The following is a 16,640-nucleotide window of genomic DNA, read 5'->3' as shown; positions in this document are numbered from 1 at the left end:
AAATATTTGAATGATAAAGATCTATAATAAACATATGAACTATTTAAGCAGGAGCTTATTCATTCTGGTAAGCTTCTTTGCATTGAGCAGCTGCCAGAAAACGGATAATATAGGATTGGACATTGATCCACAAGATACTATTAACAGTAGCTATCTGGAAGAGTATAACATCGGCACTGTAACTGTAAGAGAAGATAGTGTGCTTGCATACAACCTGGCACAATTTCCGGTAGGACTTTTAACTGATCCTATTTTTGGTAGAACACAATCAGATATAGCTGTTGGTCTTGCCTTACCTTCTACGGCATTAACATTTGGAACAAGTCCCCAATTGGATTCAGGAGTTCTGGTACTGAAATATGGAAAGGAATTTTTTGGAGACTCTATTAATTCAACCTATAGTGTTACTGTTCATCAGTTAGATGAAGAATATAAGCCATCTTCGCAATATTTTAACACTAGAAACTGGAAATATAAAAGTACAGAAGTGATTGGATCCTTATCAAATGTGAGACATTTCACATGGAATGATAGCGTCTTTGTAAGACAGATTATCAAGGGAGCTGCTGATACTTTGCTAAAAGTTCAGCCTCAGTTGCGGATTCCAATGGATAGAACATTTATGGAAACTCATTTTCTTAATGCTGACCCTTCAAATTTTTTAACCGATGCAGCTTTTAAAAAGTATATACAGGGACTCTATGTAACCGTGAAAAAGGAACAGGCTGATGGTAAGGGTGGGGTTATTTTCTTTGACCTTGCGACTACTGGTGTAAGTGGTTTAGAATTATACTATAGGTCAACAAATACTAGTGCAACACTTGATACGACCAAAGTTACATTTGCAATAAGCAATACGACAACTTCTGCCAGTATTAAACATGACTATACCGGCACTCCTGTTAAAACGCAGCTTGACTACCCCAGTCAGTCATTCAGCACTGTTTATACACAGCCAATGGGTGGTCTTCGAACTAAAATTACCATGCCTAGTTTAGAACAGATTAGAGCGCTTGGGAAAATAGCAATCAATAAAGCGGAGTTGGTGATTTATGTTGAAAATCAAAGTGAAACATCCATAATTGAGAATTTCCCCAGATTGGCTCTATATACGACAGATATTGCCGGACAACGACAAGTGGTTGATCAGGTTTCTTATTTAGGAGTACCTTATGATAAGACGAATAAGCGATATATATTTAATGTGAGTACGTATGTACAGCGGCTTATTAATGGTAAGTCTGATCAGTACAATACCTACTTAGCTCCATTGGATGAAAAGTTTTTAAGTACTACGACTGCGAATATTAGTCCGGTTTTATCTACTGCAGGAAGGACTGCTTTGGCCGGAGAAAATAATTCAGATATGAAGATTAAACTGAATATTTACTATACCCGTCCGGATTAATATCTTAAGTTTTTCCTAATGTGGCTCAATTTTTTATAAATTCGCTGCTTTCGATCATAAAATTATGTGTGGAATTGTTGGATATATAGGTTATCGTAGTGCCTGGGATATTGTTATTAAGGGACTTCATCGGTTAGAATACCGGGGTTACGACAGTGCGGGAGTTGCCTTGATGAATGGGGGATTAAAAATTCTAAAAAAAGCAGGAAAGGTAAGCGACTTAGAAGCATTTGCTGTCGATGCAGATAAAACAGGTACTACCGGAATGGGACATACCCGATGGGCAACTCATGGAGAACCATCAGACCGTAATTCCCATCCCCATCAATCCGGAGATGGAAAGCTTTCTATCATCCATAATGGAATCATTGAAAACTATGCTGTAATTAAGGAAGCCTTAATCGCTAAAGGGCATGTTTTTAAAAGTGATACCGATACCGAAGTTCTTATTCATTTAATTGAAGAAATTCAGACTGATTCTGTAGATTTATTAGAGGCAGTACGTTTAGCTTTAAATAAGGTGATTGGTGCTTACGCAATTGTAGTTATGAGCAAGGATTTCCCTGATCAGCTAATTGCAGCACGTAAGGGTAGTCCAATGGTTATTGGTGTAGGCGAAGGTGAGTATTTCATTGCTTCTGATGCAACTCCTATTGTGGAGTATACCAAGAATGTGATCTACCTTAAAGATTTAGAGATTGCGCTGTTAAAACGCGATGAGCTGATCGTTAAATCCATTGATAATATTATTCAAACTCCCTATATCCAGGAACTTTCTTTAAAGTTGGAAATGCTTGAAAAGGGCGGCTTTGAGCATTTTATGCTGAAAGAGATTTACGAACAACCACGATCTGTTAGGGATTGTATGCGTGGTCGTATCTATCCGATTGAGGGCATGGTTCGCTTAGGTGGAATCAAAGACTATGCGGAAAAGTTAAAGAACGCAGAACGGATTGTAATCATTGCCTGTGGTACATCCTGGCATGCAGGATTGGTAGGTGAATATCTGATAGAAGAATTTGCGCGCGTATCGGTAGAAGTAGAATATGCTTCGGAATTCAGGTATCGGAATCCAATCATTTCTGAAAAAGATATTGTAATTGCTATTTCTCAGTCTGGTGAAACCGCTGATACTATTGCTGCAATTGAACTGGCAAAAGAACGGGGTGCAACCATATTCGGGATCTGTAATGTAGTGGGTTCATCCATTCCAAGACTTACACATGCTGGGGTATATACACATGCTGGTCCGGAAATAGGAGTAGCTTCAACTAAGGCGTTTACCGGACAGGTTACTGTGTTAACCTTAATGGCTTTATATATCGCTCAGCTAAAAGGAACGATTAACAATGCCAAGTTGGTTAACCTGCTTACTGAACTGGATGAAATTCCAGCACTAATTGAAAGGTGTTTTAAAGAAGATAAGAAGATTGCTTTAATCGCTGAAAAATTTAAGGATTCACCTAACTGTTTGTTCCTGGGACGAGGAAGTGGTTTCCCTGTTGCCCTTGAAGGCGCATTGAAACTGAAAGAGATTTCTTACATTCATGCTGAAGGGTATCCTGCGGCTGAAATGAAACATGGTCCTATTGCATTGATTGATGCAGATATGCCTGTAGTTTTTATAGCTACTAAAAACTCTTCTTACGAGAAAGTAATTAGTAATATCCAGGAAGTAAAGGCTAGAAAAGGAAAGGTAATCGCTATTGTGACCGAAGGTGATAAAATAGTGAAGGATATGGTCGATTATGTGATTGAAATTCCGGAGTCTAATGAAGCATTTTTGCCTTTGTTGGCTACTATTCCTCTTCAACTATTATCTTATCATATCGCTGTATTAAGGGGATGTAACGTAGATCAGCCTAGAAATCTGGCTAAATCAGTAACTGTAGAATAAAAATCCCTTTTAGAAGGGAACTACTTTTGATATAAATAAAGAGCCCCGGTTGATAAGATCAACCAGGGCTTCTTTATTTAATAATGATATATATAATTAAGCGGGCATCTGCTGCATGGCTTTTTCCATGTCAACACTTAATGCCTTAGCTACCCCAATTCCTAAACTTAAGTCTGCTCTAAACCAATGGCAGAGCTGGCGATTCACAATTTCTTCTTTTCTAGGTCCCTCAATTCCACTCATGGAGCTTGCAATATTGGCAATCAGATGTGCCTTATTTTGAGCATCCATTAAACGGTAAAGATCGCCTGGTTGTGTATAGTGGTCATTTTCACCTTCTGCATTCCTGTCATACCAATCAGCAAGGGATGAATCAAGGGCCATAGCTGGTTCCTTATACTTTGCATCTGCTTCAATGTTATCAAAGCTGTTAGGGAAATAATTAGGATTCGATCCGCCATTTCCATCTACACGCATTGCACCGTCACGTTGATAGTTGCTCACCATGAAAGGACATTGATTTACCGGAATATATTCGTAATTAGTACCCAGTCTGTAACGTTGTGCATCCGGATAGGATAATATTCTTCCCTGAAGCATTTTGTCGGGTGAATAACTGATTCCGCTTACTACATGTGCAGGAGCGAATGCTGCCTGTTCCACATCAGCAAAGTAGTTATCAGGGATGCGATTGAGTTCCAGTACCCCTACATCAATTAAAGAAAACTCACCCTGAGGCCATACTTTAGTTAAATCAAAAGGGTTCCATCTGAATTTAGCTGCTTGTGTTTCGGACATCAGCTGGATCTTTAAATCCCATTTAGGGAAATCTCCTCTTTCTATGGATTGAACCAAGTCGCGTTGAGCCCAATCAGGATCTGTACCTCTTTTTAATCCAGCTTCAGCATCGGTAAAATTCTTAATCCCCTGCTGGGTTTTAAAGTGGAATTTCACCCAGTTGCGTTCGCCTTTTTCATTTATTAAGGAGAAGGTGTGACTTCCAAAACCGTGCATGTGCCTGAAGGAGTATGGAGTGCCCCGATCTGACATTAATATCGTTACCTGATGTAAACTTTCCGGGTTCAGTGACCAGAAATCCCACATCATAGTAGCGCTTTTACAATTGGTACGCGGGTCTCTCTTCTGGGTATGGATAAAGTCAGAAAATTTTTTGGCGTCTTTGATAAAGAAAACAGGTGTATTGTTACCCACAAGGTCCCAGTTACCATCTTCCGTATAAAATTTCATAGCGAAACCACGAGGATCGCGTTCGGTATCTGCAGATCCTTTTTCGCCACCTACTGTAGAAAAGCGGGTAAACATTGGGGTTTCTTTCCCTATTTTATTAAATATTTTAGCTTTTGTATATTGTGTAATATCATGTGTTACCGTAAACTTTCCGAATGCTCCAGACCCTTTTGCATGAACTACACGTTCAGGGATGCGCTCACGGTTAAAATGAGCCATCTTTTCATGAAGTATAAAATCCTGCAACAGAACTGGACCTCTTGGCCCAGCAGTCATTGAGTTCTCATCTTCCGTATAAGGCATTCCTGAAGCGGTAGTGAGCTTTTGTTTATTGATCGTCATAATTACAAGGGTTTATTCCCGTTTGAAATCTTGTATAAATATCATCTTAATATATCGCAGTAAAAAATCGATATTTGTTATCTAATATAGATTTTAACTATATGACTCTTGTTCAATTAGAATATGTTGTAGCGGTAGACACACTCCGCAACTTTGTGCAGGCGGCTGATAAGTGTTGCGTAACGCAGCCCACCTTAAGTATGCAGATCCAGAAGCTGGAAGATAATTTAGGAGTAATTTTATTTGACCGGAGTAAGCAACCCGTGGTGCCAACTGAGATCGGTGTACAGGTGATTGATCAGGCGCGACTTGTTCTGGCAGAAGCTGATAATTTGAATGAAATTATCCATTCCTTTAAAAAAGAGCTTAGTGGTACGCTTAAAATAGGCGTAATTCCCACTGTTGCACCCTATCTGCTCCCTAAGATTATTTTAAGCTTCACCTCTAAATATCCAAAGGTACAGCTGTTGATATGGGAGTTTACAACGGAGCAAATTGTTCAAAAGCTAAAGGTGGGATTGTTGGATTGCGGAATTGTTTCCACTCCATTGGATGACAAGACGTTGAATGAGCTTCCCTTGTTTTATGAACCTTTTGCCTTGTATGCTTCAAAAGATAATCCGGTATTGAAAAGAAAGAGTATCGTGGCAGAGAATATTGAAATTAAAGACCTGTGGTTACTTAATGAAGGGCATTGTATGCGAAATCAGGTGCTGAATCTTTGCAGTAAAAAAGCCGAGCTGAACAAACTTAAGCTCTTTGAATACAATACTGGGAGTGTAGAAACCCTCAAGCGGATGGTTGATTTGAATTCAGGAATAACTATTTTGCCTGAATTGAGCCTTTCGGACCTGAGTAAAGAACAACTTAAACGGGTAAGGCGATTTAAAGACCCTGTGCCGGCAAGGGAAATAAGCATTATAACGCATCGTAATTTCTTGAAACGAAGTATTATAACTGCTCTTGAAAAGGAAATTTTAGATTCGCTAACAGATGAAATGAAAGCAAGTACGAAAAAAGAAATACTGGAGGGCTTCATGTAGATTCCCTCCAGTAGCTATTATTTTCTTCTAAAAAGGCTAAACAGCCAAAAGATCAACACTAACACAGCTATTACAACAAATATGCCTACGTAATAACCTGCCTTAAATATGTCGCCTATAGCCTGGCAACTTGATAACATGCTGATTAAAAAAAATACAGCTAAATAAGATAGTTTCTTTCCCATAAAAAAAGTAGTATACTCTTAAGTACACTACTTTTTAACAAAAGTTTTTAAAGAAAATTATTTTTTAAAACGTGCTGCAACTTCAGTCCAGTTCACCACATTCCAAAAAGCTGCAATGTAATCAGGACGTTTGTTTTGGTATTTTAAGTAGTAAGCATGTTCCCAAACATCTAATCCTAAAATTGGTGTTCCTTTAACATCCGCAACATCCATTAATGGATTGTCCTGATTTGGAGTAGATGATACCTGAAGAGCACCATCAGCAGAAACAGTTAACCATGCCCAACCTGATCCAAAACGAGTGGCACCAGCTTCAGCAAACTTCTTTTTGAAATCTTCAAATGAACCGAAAGCAGATTTGATTGCTTCTGCAAGTTCACCAGTAGGTTCTCCACCACCATTAGGACCGATAACAGTCCAGAATAAACTGTGGTTGAAGTGTCCGCCACCATTGTTACGTACAGGGGCTGGGTATGAAGAAATATTAGCTAAAATTTCTTCAATAGTTTTACCATCACCTGCAGTACCGGCGATCGCTTTATTTAAATTGTCTACATAAGCTTGATGGTGTTTCCCATGATGGATTTCCATTGTCGCTTTGTCGATATAAGGTTCCAGGGCATCAGTTGCGTATGTTAACGCAGGAAGTTCAAAAGCCATAATATTAAGTTTTTAAGTTAAAATTTAAGTTCTACAAAGATAACTTATGTGTGAAGATTTTGTTCAGCGCTATGTAAACTTTACTTTCTTTTGCTCAAAAAGAAATTTTTAATCAGCAATGCACAGTCTGATTCCTTCACTCCGGATACTATTTCAGTCTTAGGATGTGTGATCATGGATTTCACCAAACTAAAGCCTCTCTTTTCATCCTTAGCCCCATAGACAATACGGCTTATTTGTGTCCAGTAGGAGGCACCTGCACACATGACGCAAGGTTCTATGGTGACATATAAAGTGCAGCCTTTTAAATACTTACCACCCAGATAATTTGCTGCCGCTGTAAAGGCCTGCATTTCAGCATGTGCGGTTACATCATTGAGTTGTTCAGTTAAATTATGCCCTTTTCCTATGATCGTTCCGTTGCTGACTATGACCGCACCAATAGGAACTTCATCGAGACTTAAGGCTATTTTTGCTTCTTTAATGGCTTCATTCATAAAGAAGTCATCAGCAGATTGCGATGGTTCCGCTGTAAAGTTGTAGTATCTCATTGTTCCTAAAATCCTTTAATTCCTTTAAAATTCAAAATTTAATACCTTTAAGAATATAATTTTAAATCCTTTATGTAGCAAAATTAGACAAAAGCGAACAACTGAAACTATATCTTTGCGCGTATGCCACAGGTTAGTTTAAAAAAAGGTAAAGAAAAAGCGGTTCGCCAATTGCATCCATGGATATTTTCAGGTGCAATAGAAAACATCAAAGGTAAGCCGGAGAATGGGGAAATTGTTGACGTAACAGATCATTCAGGAGCATTTCTGGCAAGAGGTTTTTTTAATGACCAGTCACGTGTGGCAGTTCGAATATTAGAGTGGAATGAAGATGTGGTTGTAGATGAAACCTGGTGGAGAGCCCGAATTAAAAAGGCTGTTTCTGCTCGTCAGAGCCTTTTAGATTCTACTCATACCAACACCTACAGGCTTATATTTAGTGAAGCAGATTTTCTTCCCGGATTAATTGTAGATCGTTATGGTGATTATCTTTCTCTTCAACTCCTCACTTCAGGTATAGAAAAGCTTAAAGACGTCATTGTAGATGAATTGGTGACTTTACTCCAGGTGAAAGGGATCTTTGACCGGAGTGACGCCTCTGCGAGAGCTCATGACGGAATGGAAGCATCCTTTGGGATCCTTTATGGTGCAGAGCCCCCTGAATTTGTAGAAGTAATTGAAAATGATGTTAAATACCTGATTAATATAGCTGCAGGTCAGAAGTCAGGTTTCTTCTGTGATCAGCGGGATAACCGCCGGATCGTAGCACAGCATGCAAAGGGTAAAAGAGTATTGGATTGTTTTTCTTATTCTGGTGGATTTACATTGAATGCATTAAAATATGGGGCGTCGTCTGTAGTCAGTGTGGACAGTTCGGCACTTGCTATCGAAACGATGAACCAGAATATTGTATTGAATGGTTTTGATGCCAGTCAGTATCAGGCTATCCAATCCGATGTAAATAAATATCTCCGGGTATTAAAGGAGGGAAATGAGAAGTTTGATGTTATCGTTCTGGATCCGCCTAAATATGCTCCATCACGGTCATCCCTTGATAAAGCATCAAGAGCGTATAAGGACCTGAATCGGATGGCTATGGGGCTTTTAAATAGCGGAGGCATCCTTGCAACGTTTTCTTGTTCAGGCGCTGTTGATATCAGTCACTTTAAACAGATTCTTGCCTGGGCAGCATTAGATGCCGGAAAAGAAATTCAGTATATCTATCAGTTTTGTCAGCCAGAAGACCATCCTGTACGCTCCTCTTTTCCTGAAGGGGAATATTTAAAAGGATTGCTTTGTCGGGTGGTATAAAGGACAATATTGAATTTTAGGGATACCGTTTAGCAGTGATAAATTTTAGGTAGTCTAATAACTTAATTTTGGCCTTAACCCACTGAAATTAATTTTTAAAGAGGGCTTCATTTATACTAAAAAACGGTAATTTTCAATTTGAAAATTGCCGTTTTTTATTCTTTAGTAAAGTTTACCAAAATTACTTCTGTTTGTGAATCTTGATTTTGACTTATGAAACAGCCTCATTTTTTATTACTGAATTGAAAATACTACTAAGCTAGATGGAAGTAGGATACCGTAACTCCCTTTTGCAAAATTACTTCTTTTCCTCTTCTGGGAAATTCCTTAAATGAACAGGCTTTTCCGTACTAGCTTTCCTCAATTTTAAGTTCAGCATCTCTACAAGCACAGAGAAGGCCATAGCAAAATAGATATACCCTTTAGGAATATGCTGATCAAAGCCTTCAGCAAGAAGAGAAACCCCAATCAATAATAAAAACGATAAGGCCAGCATTTTAACTGTTGGATGCTCATTCACAAAGCCACTGATTGCATCAGCAGAGAAAAGCATAACTACTATCGCCAGGATCACAGCAGCAATCATAACCTCTACATGATCGGCCATACCAACAGCGGTAATCACAGAATCCAGAGAAAATACCACATCCAGAATCAGGATCTGAGCTAGTACACCCACAAATGAATGTACCTTTTTATTCTCTGTAATATGGTCCTCACCCTCCAGTTTGTCGTGAATCTCGGATGTGCTCTTATATATTAAAAATAACCCCCCTATCAGTAAGATTAAATCTCTTCCTGAGATAGCCAGCTTTTCCAGTAAATCAGGATTTGTAACGCCAACCCAATCGCCCATGTTAAACAATGCGGAGGTCAACGTCATCACCCAGCTTAAGGACAATAATAAGAGGACCCGGGTAATCATAGCCAGACCTAAACCCAACTGTCTGGCTTTTTTCTGTTGATTTACAGGAAGTTTGCCAGATAGTATCGAGATAAAGATAATGTTATCGATACCTAGTACAATTTCTAAAACAGTAAGAGTTAAAAGGGAGATCCAGATCTCTGGATTTGAAAGAAATTCCATAGTTACAAGTTGATGCCTCTAATATAATGCTTATGAAACAAAAAAACCTTCTGAGGGGCAGAAGGTTTTTAATCATTAATTAAAAAGAACGTATACTTAGGAGAGCTAAGTCAAAAGCTAAAAAATATTAACACTATCAATATAATACTTCTCAAATTCCGCCTCTCCAACTGTGCCTCAATGTAAATAGTCATTACTCGGAATGGCTAGTTACGTGGTGTTAATATTATGTTGTAAAAATAAAAAAACATTCTAAGATATTGTGTCAAAATATGTTAAGTAATTGTTAATTGCTATAATAGCATTTTCTTTTCTTAATGATGCTAAACCTGAAATAACTTGGTAGTTCGCATGAAGCATTTGCAATTCTTTATGCCATATATTCATAAAGTGCTCCCTCAAATGTGGGAAATCTCTTAAAGGATCCTCTTGCCAGGGCAAATCAATGTCCATTAATAAATAAAAATCGTAGGGACGCTTTGATAATTCGGATAGCACTTCTTCAGGCGCTTTGCCGAACATATATTCGCTCCAGATCTTTACTGTGATAAAAGTGGTGTCACAAATTAAGATTCCATTGGCTTGAGGGATTAACTGATTCTCCAGATCAATCTGTCCTTTAAACATATTGATTTCATCCTGCCAACTACAAGGTTCCGTGAGCTTACTGCAATATTCGCGGGAATACTCAGGCACCCATACCGTATTATAATGTAATGCTAACTCAGCCGAAATGGTTGATTTACCTGTAGATTCAGGTCCAACGACGGCTATTTTTTTTATTTCCTTGTAGCGATCCATGTTTTATTCCAGTCATTGTAACCCATTACTGCTATCCCCAGAAACAGAAGATACAATATTGCAGTAAGAGCCAGTTCTTTATATAAATAGAGGGGCACATAGATGGCATCAACCAGGATCCACAGCGTCCAGTTCTGCAGAATCTTCCTGGTCATCATGATCTGGGCCACAAAACTCATAGCGGTACAGGTGCCATCAAGGTATGGAACATCAGATGGGGTAAAATGATCCAGAAAAAGTCCTAATACAACAGATAATATGAGCACTGCTCCAATGGCCACCATGTAACCCTTTCTATCTAATGATGCGATGGGCTTTTGATGCTCTTCCTTGTTTTTTGCCCAGTAATACCAACCATATATAGCTGTTGCTAAGAAGTAAAGTTGTAAAACAGCGTCTCCAAAAAGATGGTAGTCATAAAATAGCAAAGCATAGGCGGCAACACTAATAATGGATATCGGCCAGTTTAAAATATTCTGTTTAGCTGCCAGATACACGCATAAAAAACCGGTTATAGTACCCAGCCATTCCAATGCCGATGTTTGAAGGAGTTGGTTTAGGAATAATTGTCCAAATGAAGCTTCGCAGATGATCACATACAAACTTAATTAAAATAACAGATAAGGGATGGGATAGTGTATTTCTATTCAGCCAATTTTTACAACTAAATTTCAAGGAATCACTATTACTATCTGCTTAAATGCGTTAAAATATCGCTAAAACCTTGTTTCTTAGTCCTACACGGAACGCCTCTTAAAAACTTTTCTAATTTTAATTAGCAGAAGTACTAGAATTATGTACCTTTGCATCCCGACAATCAGGTCGGGATTTTCAGTTAACAGCATAGGAAATCTCGCTGATTAAGAAGTCTTAAAATTTTTAATTTTAAACTTTTGACTTTAAACAACCTATGCCAAAAGATTCGTCCATCAAATCAGTCCTGATCATTGGTTCAGGACCCATTATTATCGGTCAGGCTTGCGAATTTGATTACGCAGGCTCACAGGCTGCTTTATCTCTTAAAGATGAAGGGATAGCAGTATCCATTATTAATTCCAATCCGGCTACCATTATGACAGATAAAGTGATCGGTGATCATATTTATCTTCTCCCTCTAACATGCGAAAGCCTTGAACAAATCCTTCAGGAACAAAAAATTGATGCTGTACTGCCTACAATGGGTGGACAAACAGCCTTAAATCTTTGTAAAGAAGCTGAAGAGAGAGGTATCTGGGAAAAGTATCATGTAAGAGTGATCGGAGTGGATGTCGCTGCTATCGAGAAGACTGAAAACCGGGAAGCATTCCGCCAGTTGATGGTAGATATCAATGTGGGTGTTGCCAAATCTAAGATTGCCAATTCCTTCCTCGAAGGAAAAGAAGCAGCTCAGGAAATTGGTTTCCCTCTTGTTATCCGCCCTTCCTATACCCTTGGTGGTACCGGAGGTGGTATTGTCCACAAAAAAGAAGAGTTTGACGCAGCTTTAAGTCGCGGTTTGCAAGCATCACCTACTCATGAAGTTTTGGTAGAGCAAGCGGTACTGGGCTGGAAAGAGTTTGAACTTGAGCTATTAAGGGACAGTAAGGATAATGTGATCATCATCTGCTCTATCGAAAACTTCGATCCAATGGGCGTTCATACTGGTGATTCCATTACGGTGGCTCCAGCAATGACCCTGAGTGACCGTTGTTACCAGGACATGCGTAATCAGGCTATAAAAATGATGCGTGCTATCGGTAACTTTGCCGGAGGCTGTAATGTTCAGTTTTCAGTAAATCCTGCCGACGAATCGATCATTGCCATTGAAATTAATCCACGTGTATCGCGTTCATCCGCTTTAGCATCAAAAGCAACAGGTTATCCGATTGCTAAAATTGCTGCTAAGCTAGCTATAGGTTACAACCTGGATGAAGTAGAAAATCAAATTACTAAAACCACTTCCGCTTATTTTGAGCCTACGCTCGATTACGTGATCGTGAAAATACCCAGATGGAACTTCGATAAGTTTAAGGGTGCCAACATGGAGCTGGGCTTGCAGATGAAGTCGGTAGGTGAAGTAATGGCCATTGGCCGTACTTTCATTGAAGCACTTCAAAAAGCAACACAGAGTCTTGAAATTGGCCGTTCTGGTTTAGGTGCCGACGGGAGACAAAAACGTAACCTCGACGAGATTATGTATGGTCTTGAGCATCCAAGCTGGAACAGGTTGTTCCTCATCAAAGATGCCATGAGTATGGGTGTGCCTTTGGAGTCTATCCGCAAGGCTACCCGTATCGATAAATGGTTCCTGATCCAGATTCAGGAATTGGTTAATCTGGAAATAGAAATCAAACGCTATTCGCTTAAAAATATACCCAAAGACTTCTTCCTTACCTTAAAGCAAAAAGGATATTCTGATATTCAGATTTCCTGGCTCCTGGGTAACGTAACTGAGGATGAGGTATATGACCGCAGAAAAGAATTGGGCATTAACCGGGTCTACAAAATGGTAGATACCTGTGCTGCAGAATTCCAGGCTAAAACACCATATTACTACTCTACCTTCGAAGATGAAAATGAATCCATTCCATCCGAAAAGAAAAAGATTATTGTATTAGGCTCCGGACCTAACCGTATCGGTCAGGGAATTGAGTTTGATTACTCTTGTGTTCATGGTCTGATGGCAGCTAAAGAAGCCGGTTATGAGTCCATTATGATCAATTGTAATCCCGAAACAGTATCTACCGATTTCAATATGGCTGATAAGCTATACTTCGAGCCGGTATTCTGGGAGCACGTACGTGAGATCATTGAGCTTGAAAAACCTGAAGGTGTCATTGTTCAGCTAGGTGGTCAAACTGCGCTTAAAATGGCGGAAAAGCTGCATGCGCTAGGTATTAAGATCATTGGTACTTCTTTTGACAGCATGGATATTGCTGAAGACAGAGGTCGCTTCTCCGATTTGCTGAAAGAGCTTGACATTCCTTATCCAAAATATGGTGTGGCAGAAAATGCTGAAGAGGCTATTGAAGTAGCACATCATGTCGGTTATCCAGTATTGGTTCGCCCGAGTTATGTATTGGGTGGACAGGGTATGAGTATCGTTATTAACGATGAGGATCTGGAAAAGGCAGTAGTTAAACTGTTGGGTGATCTTCCTGGTAACCGGGTATTGATTGACCATTTCCTCGACCGTGCGGAAGAAGCGGAGTCTGACTCCATCTGCGATGGTGAGGATGTGCATATCATCGGTTTAATGGAGCATATAGAGCCTGCCGGAATTCATTCGGGTGACTCCAATGCCATCTTGCCTCCTTTTAATTTATCCAAACATGTCACTGATTTAATGGAAGAATACACCATTAAACTGGCAAAGGCGATTGAGGTAAGAGGCTTGCTGAATATTCAGTTTGCTATAAAGGAGAACGTGGTATATGTAATTGAAGCGAATCCAAGGGCATCCCGTACGGTTCCTTTCATTGCAAAAGCCTACGACGTGCCTTATATCAATATTGCCACTAAGATCATGCTTGGCGCAAATAAGTTGAAAGACTTTAAGATTGAGCGTAAATTGATCGGCTTTGCGATTAAGGAACCTGTTTTCTCCTATGATAAGTTCCCTGAAGTAGAAAAGGAACTGGGACCTGAAATGAAGTCTACCGGAGAAGCGATTCGCTTTATTAAAGATCTGAATGATCCTTACTTTGTGAGATTGTACAAAGAGAAATCAATGTATTTAAGTAAATAAAGAGATAAGGGCTGCTTCAGAATTGGAGTGGATTTTTATTCTTTTAGGTTATTATAAAGCCTGGCTCTATTTGAGTCAGGCTTTTTTGTTGGTATTGAGTTTGTTTTATTGGGTTATGGCATAAAAAATGGCTTTTATTTTGCTTGGGTTTATGAGGGTTGGATGTGCCTTTATGATTGAGGTAAAAAGATATCATCCTATAGTCTGGTAGTTATTAATTGTATAATGAATCTAGGTTGAGTCCGTGTTAAGTCCATGTTTTTACGTAAATACATGGACTTAACATGGACTCAACCTAGTATCAATGTAGTTTCAATAATAATCTATCTATAGAAAGGGTATGTTTTAGTATTATGCTTACTTACCTTAATGATGTAAAATAACCTTTATTTTTTACATAAAAAAACAGGCTGTCTCTTTGGAAGAGGCAGCCTGCTATCTTAAAATGTAATCTATTTACTAGTTATCCGAATAAACTTTTTTCAAGATCATCTTAGTATTTATCCAATGCTTCTACATTGTTTTCATAACCGGAATATCCTTTATTCTGGTTAATCCGACCATTTGCGTTAAACCGCTGTGCTGATGCAGGAATTGGCCAAAGCACGTGGTAAGGAGCAATTTTATAATTTACTCCCATTACAGTAGGAACTTGATTCCTATAAAAGTCATTCTTCTCAATGATGCGGTCATAGAAGAAATTGTTCTCTGAGAAAGAAGCTAAATTATAAGTTTTACCATTATACGCGGTCTTTCCTGTCTTGGCAAAAATATAAGCTATCCTGGTTAGTTCTGTTTTACGGGGCTCTTCCCAATAAAGTTCGCGGGCTCTTTCATCGAGTATCGTGCCAATAGTAATGGCAGCAGAATTAGTCAATAATTGTGCATTTGCACGAGAGCGGACTTGGTTAATATCTGCCATTGCAGATGCAAGGTCACCTTTCCAGTAATAAGCTTCAGCGCGGAGTAAATAAGTTTCAGCTATACGGAATACATACCAATCTGTGTTTGTTCCTCTTGGTGGAGTCCAGTAAGGGTCATTGGCAATCAGGTTTGTCGAATTGATGAAAACCTTATAATGTGGCCATCCAAACCAATGACGGATCGTATCCAGTGCACCGTTTGTAAATCGTGCGGCTACATTAGAACTGTTGTATTCCTGAAGAGGTTTTCCGTAAAGGGCTTTATCTGCTGCATTGCTAGAGTTTTTTAGAGCCGGATTGTTATAAACCAAATCGGTCATGTTCATCCACATGCCGGGTGCATGTCTAAAATCGGTATTATCAGTCCATATATATTTAGTACTGTAGGGTGTACCTCTATAGCGGCCAATGCCTCTACCATACCATCTGGTAAGTGGAAATTCAGCGGTAACCGCATCTGTTATAGCTGTTGCACCAGATGGAGTTTTCACATTTGCAAAATGCCATGCAGGTACACAGTTACGCATCACCTGCGATCCAAAAGCAGTAAAGCCACTAGCCAGGTTATCGCGGTCTATCACTAGTAATAATGCTTCCTTGTTACTAGAAAGTGCTTTATTGTCCATGCGGTGAAGATCCCAGATAACATTTTTGCTGGCATCTGCAGCAGTACTTCCAAAGCGTGTTTTCATCAGGGCATACTGCGTTCCGTTAATGATATTGCTTGCTGATGCAATTGCGTCATCAAAATTGCCTAAAGCCAGGTTTACTTTTGTTAGTAAATGGCTTACAGCACCTTTCGTAACTTCTCCTTTGTTTACATTGTCTAATACCCAGGTTTGAGCGAATAATAGGTCTTCTTTTATTTTCTGAAGTATTACATCGCGTTTTGTAGAGTAGTAGTCATCTTTGGGTGCTACGATATCAACAAGTGGAAAAGGAACATCTCCGAACTGATTTACTAAACGGTAGTAATGGTATGCTCGATAGAAATATGCGGACCCTAGGATCGAATTACGTTCTGCTTCAGAAGTATATTTTACATTATCGATATAAGTGATGATCGTATTGGCATATCGAACGCCTCTGTACTCTTCAAGCCAATACCAACCGATCTTATTAAAATCGGTGTTATTTAACTCAGCGTCGGGTGTGATACGTGTAATCAAATCCTGTGCGGAGGTGCTTTTGTCGGTGGTTCCGTCTACTGCTACATCTGAAAAGATTGATTCTGTAAGTATTGGTGCGGCGTCTCCAAAATATTCCTGTCTCATATTCGCACCCAGCGAATTAAGGGCCGCTTTCATCGCAGCAACGTTGATCAATGATGTTTCTGGGGAATAGGAGGATAGTTGATCTGATTTAAGGTAATCTTTCTTACATCCGTTAGTTCCCAGCAAAATCGCCAAAATCAGTAATAGGGGTAATTTCTTATTCAAGGTTTTCATAATTATTAA

At 39.2% G+C, this 16,640-nt stretch carries 12 protein-coding genes; 5 read left to right on the top strand and 7 right to left on the bottom strand.

The window, feature by feature from the left end; translation table 11 throughout:
- Positions 1-34 precede the first annotated feature (34 nt).
- Together ADIARSV_RS09840 and glmS are read left to right on the top strand one after the other, a co-directional pair.
- Positions 35-1,408 (top strand): DUF4270 domain-containing protein, encoded by a 1,374-nt coding sequence (locus tag ADIARSV_RS09840; RefSeq protein WP_016195345.1) that lies wholly within the window; start codon positions 35-37, stop codon positions 1,406-1,408.
- Between the two features lie 64 nt (positions 1,409-1,472).
- Positions 1,473-3,305, top strand: coding sequence for a glutamine--fructose-6-phosphate transaminase (isomerizing) (gene glmS, locus ADIARSV_RS09835; protein ID WP_016195344.1), 1,833 nt, complete (start codon positions 1,473-1,475; stop codon positions 3,303-3,305).
- Positions 3,306-3,401: 96 nt separating this feature from the next.
- On the opposite strand, the gene ADIARSV_RS09830 is transcribed toward glmS, so the two are convergent.
- A complete protein-coding gene (locus tag ADIARSV_RS09830) occupies positions 3,402-4,895 on the bottom strand; it encodes a catalase (protein WP_016195343.1) in 1,494 nt (497 codons plus the stop codon).
- 101 nt (positions 4,896-4,996) lie between these two features.
- On the opposite strand from ADIARSV_RS09830, the gene ADIARSV_RS09825 reads away from it, so the two are divergent.
- On the top strand, positions 4,997-5,938 hold the full coding sequence (locus tag ADIARSV_RS09825; protein ID WP_040299691.1) for a hydrogen peroxide-inducible genes activator: 942 nt from the start codon (positions 4,997-4,999) through the stop codon (positions 5,936-5,938).
- 242 nt (positions 5,939-6,180) lie between these two features.
- Here the strand turns inward: ADIARSV_RS09825 and ADIARSV_RS09820 are convergent, their stop codons facing one another.
- Together ADIARSV_RS09820 and ADIARSV_RS09815 are read right to left on the bottom strand one after the other, a co-directional pair.
- Entirely contained in the window at positions 6,181-6,783 is a 603-nt protein-coding gene (locus ADIARSV_RS09820; RefSeq protein ID WP_016195340.1) for a superoxide dismutase, read from the bottom strand.
- Positions 6,784-6,863: 80 nt separating this feature from the next.
- Positions 6,864-7,334 carry a nucleoside deaminase gene (locus tag ADIARSV_RS09815; protein ID WP_016195339.1) on the bottom strand — a complete coding sequence of 157 codons (471 nt, stop codon included), beginning with the start codon at positions 7,332-7,334 and terminating at the stop codon, positions 6,864-6,866.
- A 123-nt stretch (positions 7,335-7,457) separates the two neighbouring features.
- On the opposite strand from ADIARSV_RS09815, the gene ADIARSV_RS09810 reads away from it, so the two are divergent.
- A complete protein-coding gene (locus tag ADIARSV_RS09810; protein ID WP_016195338.1) occupies positions 7,458-8,645 on the top strand; it encodes a class I SAM-dependent rRNA methyltransferase in 1,188 nt (395 codons plus the stop codon).
- Between the two features lie 298 nt (positions 8,646-8,943).
- On the opposite strand, the gene ADIARSV_RS09805 is transcribed toward ADIARSV_RS09810, so the two are convergent.
- From ADIARSV_RS09805 to pnuC, 3 genes are all read right to left on the bottom strand, one after another.
- Positions 8,944-9,732 (bottom strand): TerC family protein, encoded by a 789-nt coding sequence (locus tag ADIARSV_RS09805; protein ID WP_016195337.1) that lies wholly within the window; start codon positions 9,730-9,732, stop codon positions 8,944-8,946.
- A 252-nt stretch (positions 9,733-9,984) separates the two neighbouring features.
- Positions 9,985-10,533, bottom strand: a complete 549-nt coding sequence (locus ADIARSV_RS09800; protein ID WP_016195336.1) for an AAA family ATPase — start codon at positions 10,531-10,533, stop codon at positions 9,985-9,987.
- Entirely contained in the window at positions 10,512-11,129 is a 618-nt protein-coding gene (gene pnuC, locus ADIARSV_RS09795) for a nicotinamide riboside transporter PnuC (RefSeq protein WP_152439826.1), read from the bottom strand. Before pnuC ends, ADIARSV_RS09800 begins: the two co-directional genes overlap by 22 nt.
- Before the next feature lie 314 nt (positions 11,130-11,443).
- Between pnuC and carB the strand changes: the two genes are divergently transcribed.
- On the top strand, positions 11,444-14,260 hold the full coding sequence (gene carB, locus ADIARSV_RS09790; protein WP_016195334.1) for a carbamoyl-phosphate synthase large subunit: 2,817 nt from the start codon (positions 11,444-11,446) through the stop codon (positions 14,258-14,260).
- 493 nt (positions 14,261-14,753) lie between these two features.
- Here the strand turns inward: carB and ADIARSV_RS09785 are convergent, their stop codons facing one another.
- On the bottom strand, positions 14,754-16,631 hold the full coding sequence (locus tag ADIARSV_RS09785; protein ID WP_040299690.1) for a RagB/SusD family nutrient uptake outer membrane protein: 1,878 nt from the start codon (positions 16,629-16,631) through the stop codon (positions 14,754-14,756).
- Between the last annotated feature and the right edge of the window lie 9 nt (positions 16,632-16,640).

The organism is Arcticibacter svalbardensis MN12-7, from assembly GCF_000403135.1.
Taxonomy (GTDB): domain Bacteria; phylum Bacteroidota; class Bacteroidia; order Sphingobacteriales; family Sphingobacteriaceae; genus Arcticibacter; species Arcticibacter svalbardensis.
Note: the sequence above shows the minus strand (reverse complement) of the source record. Positions and strands in the feature narration are given on the sequence as shown.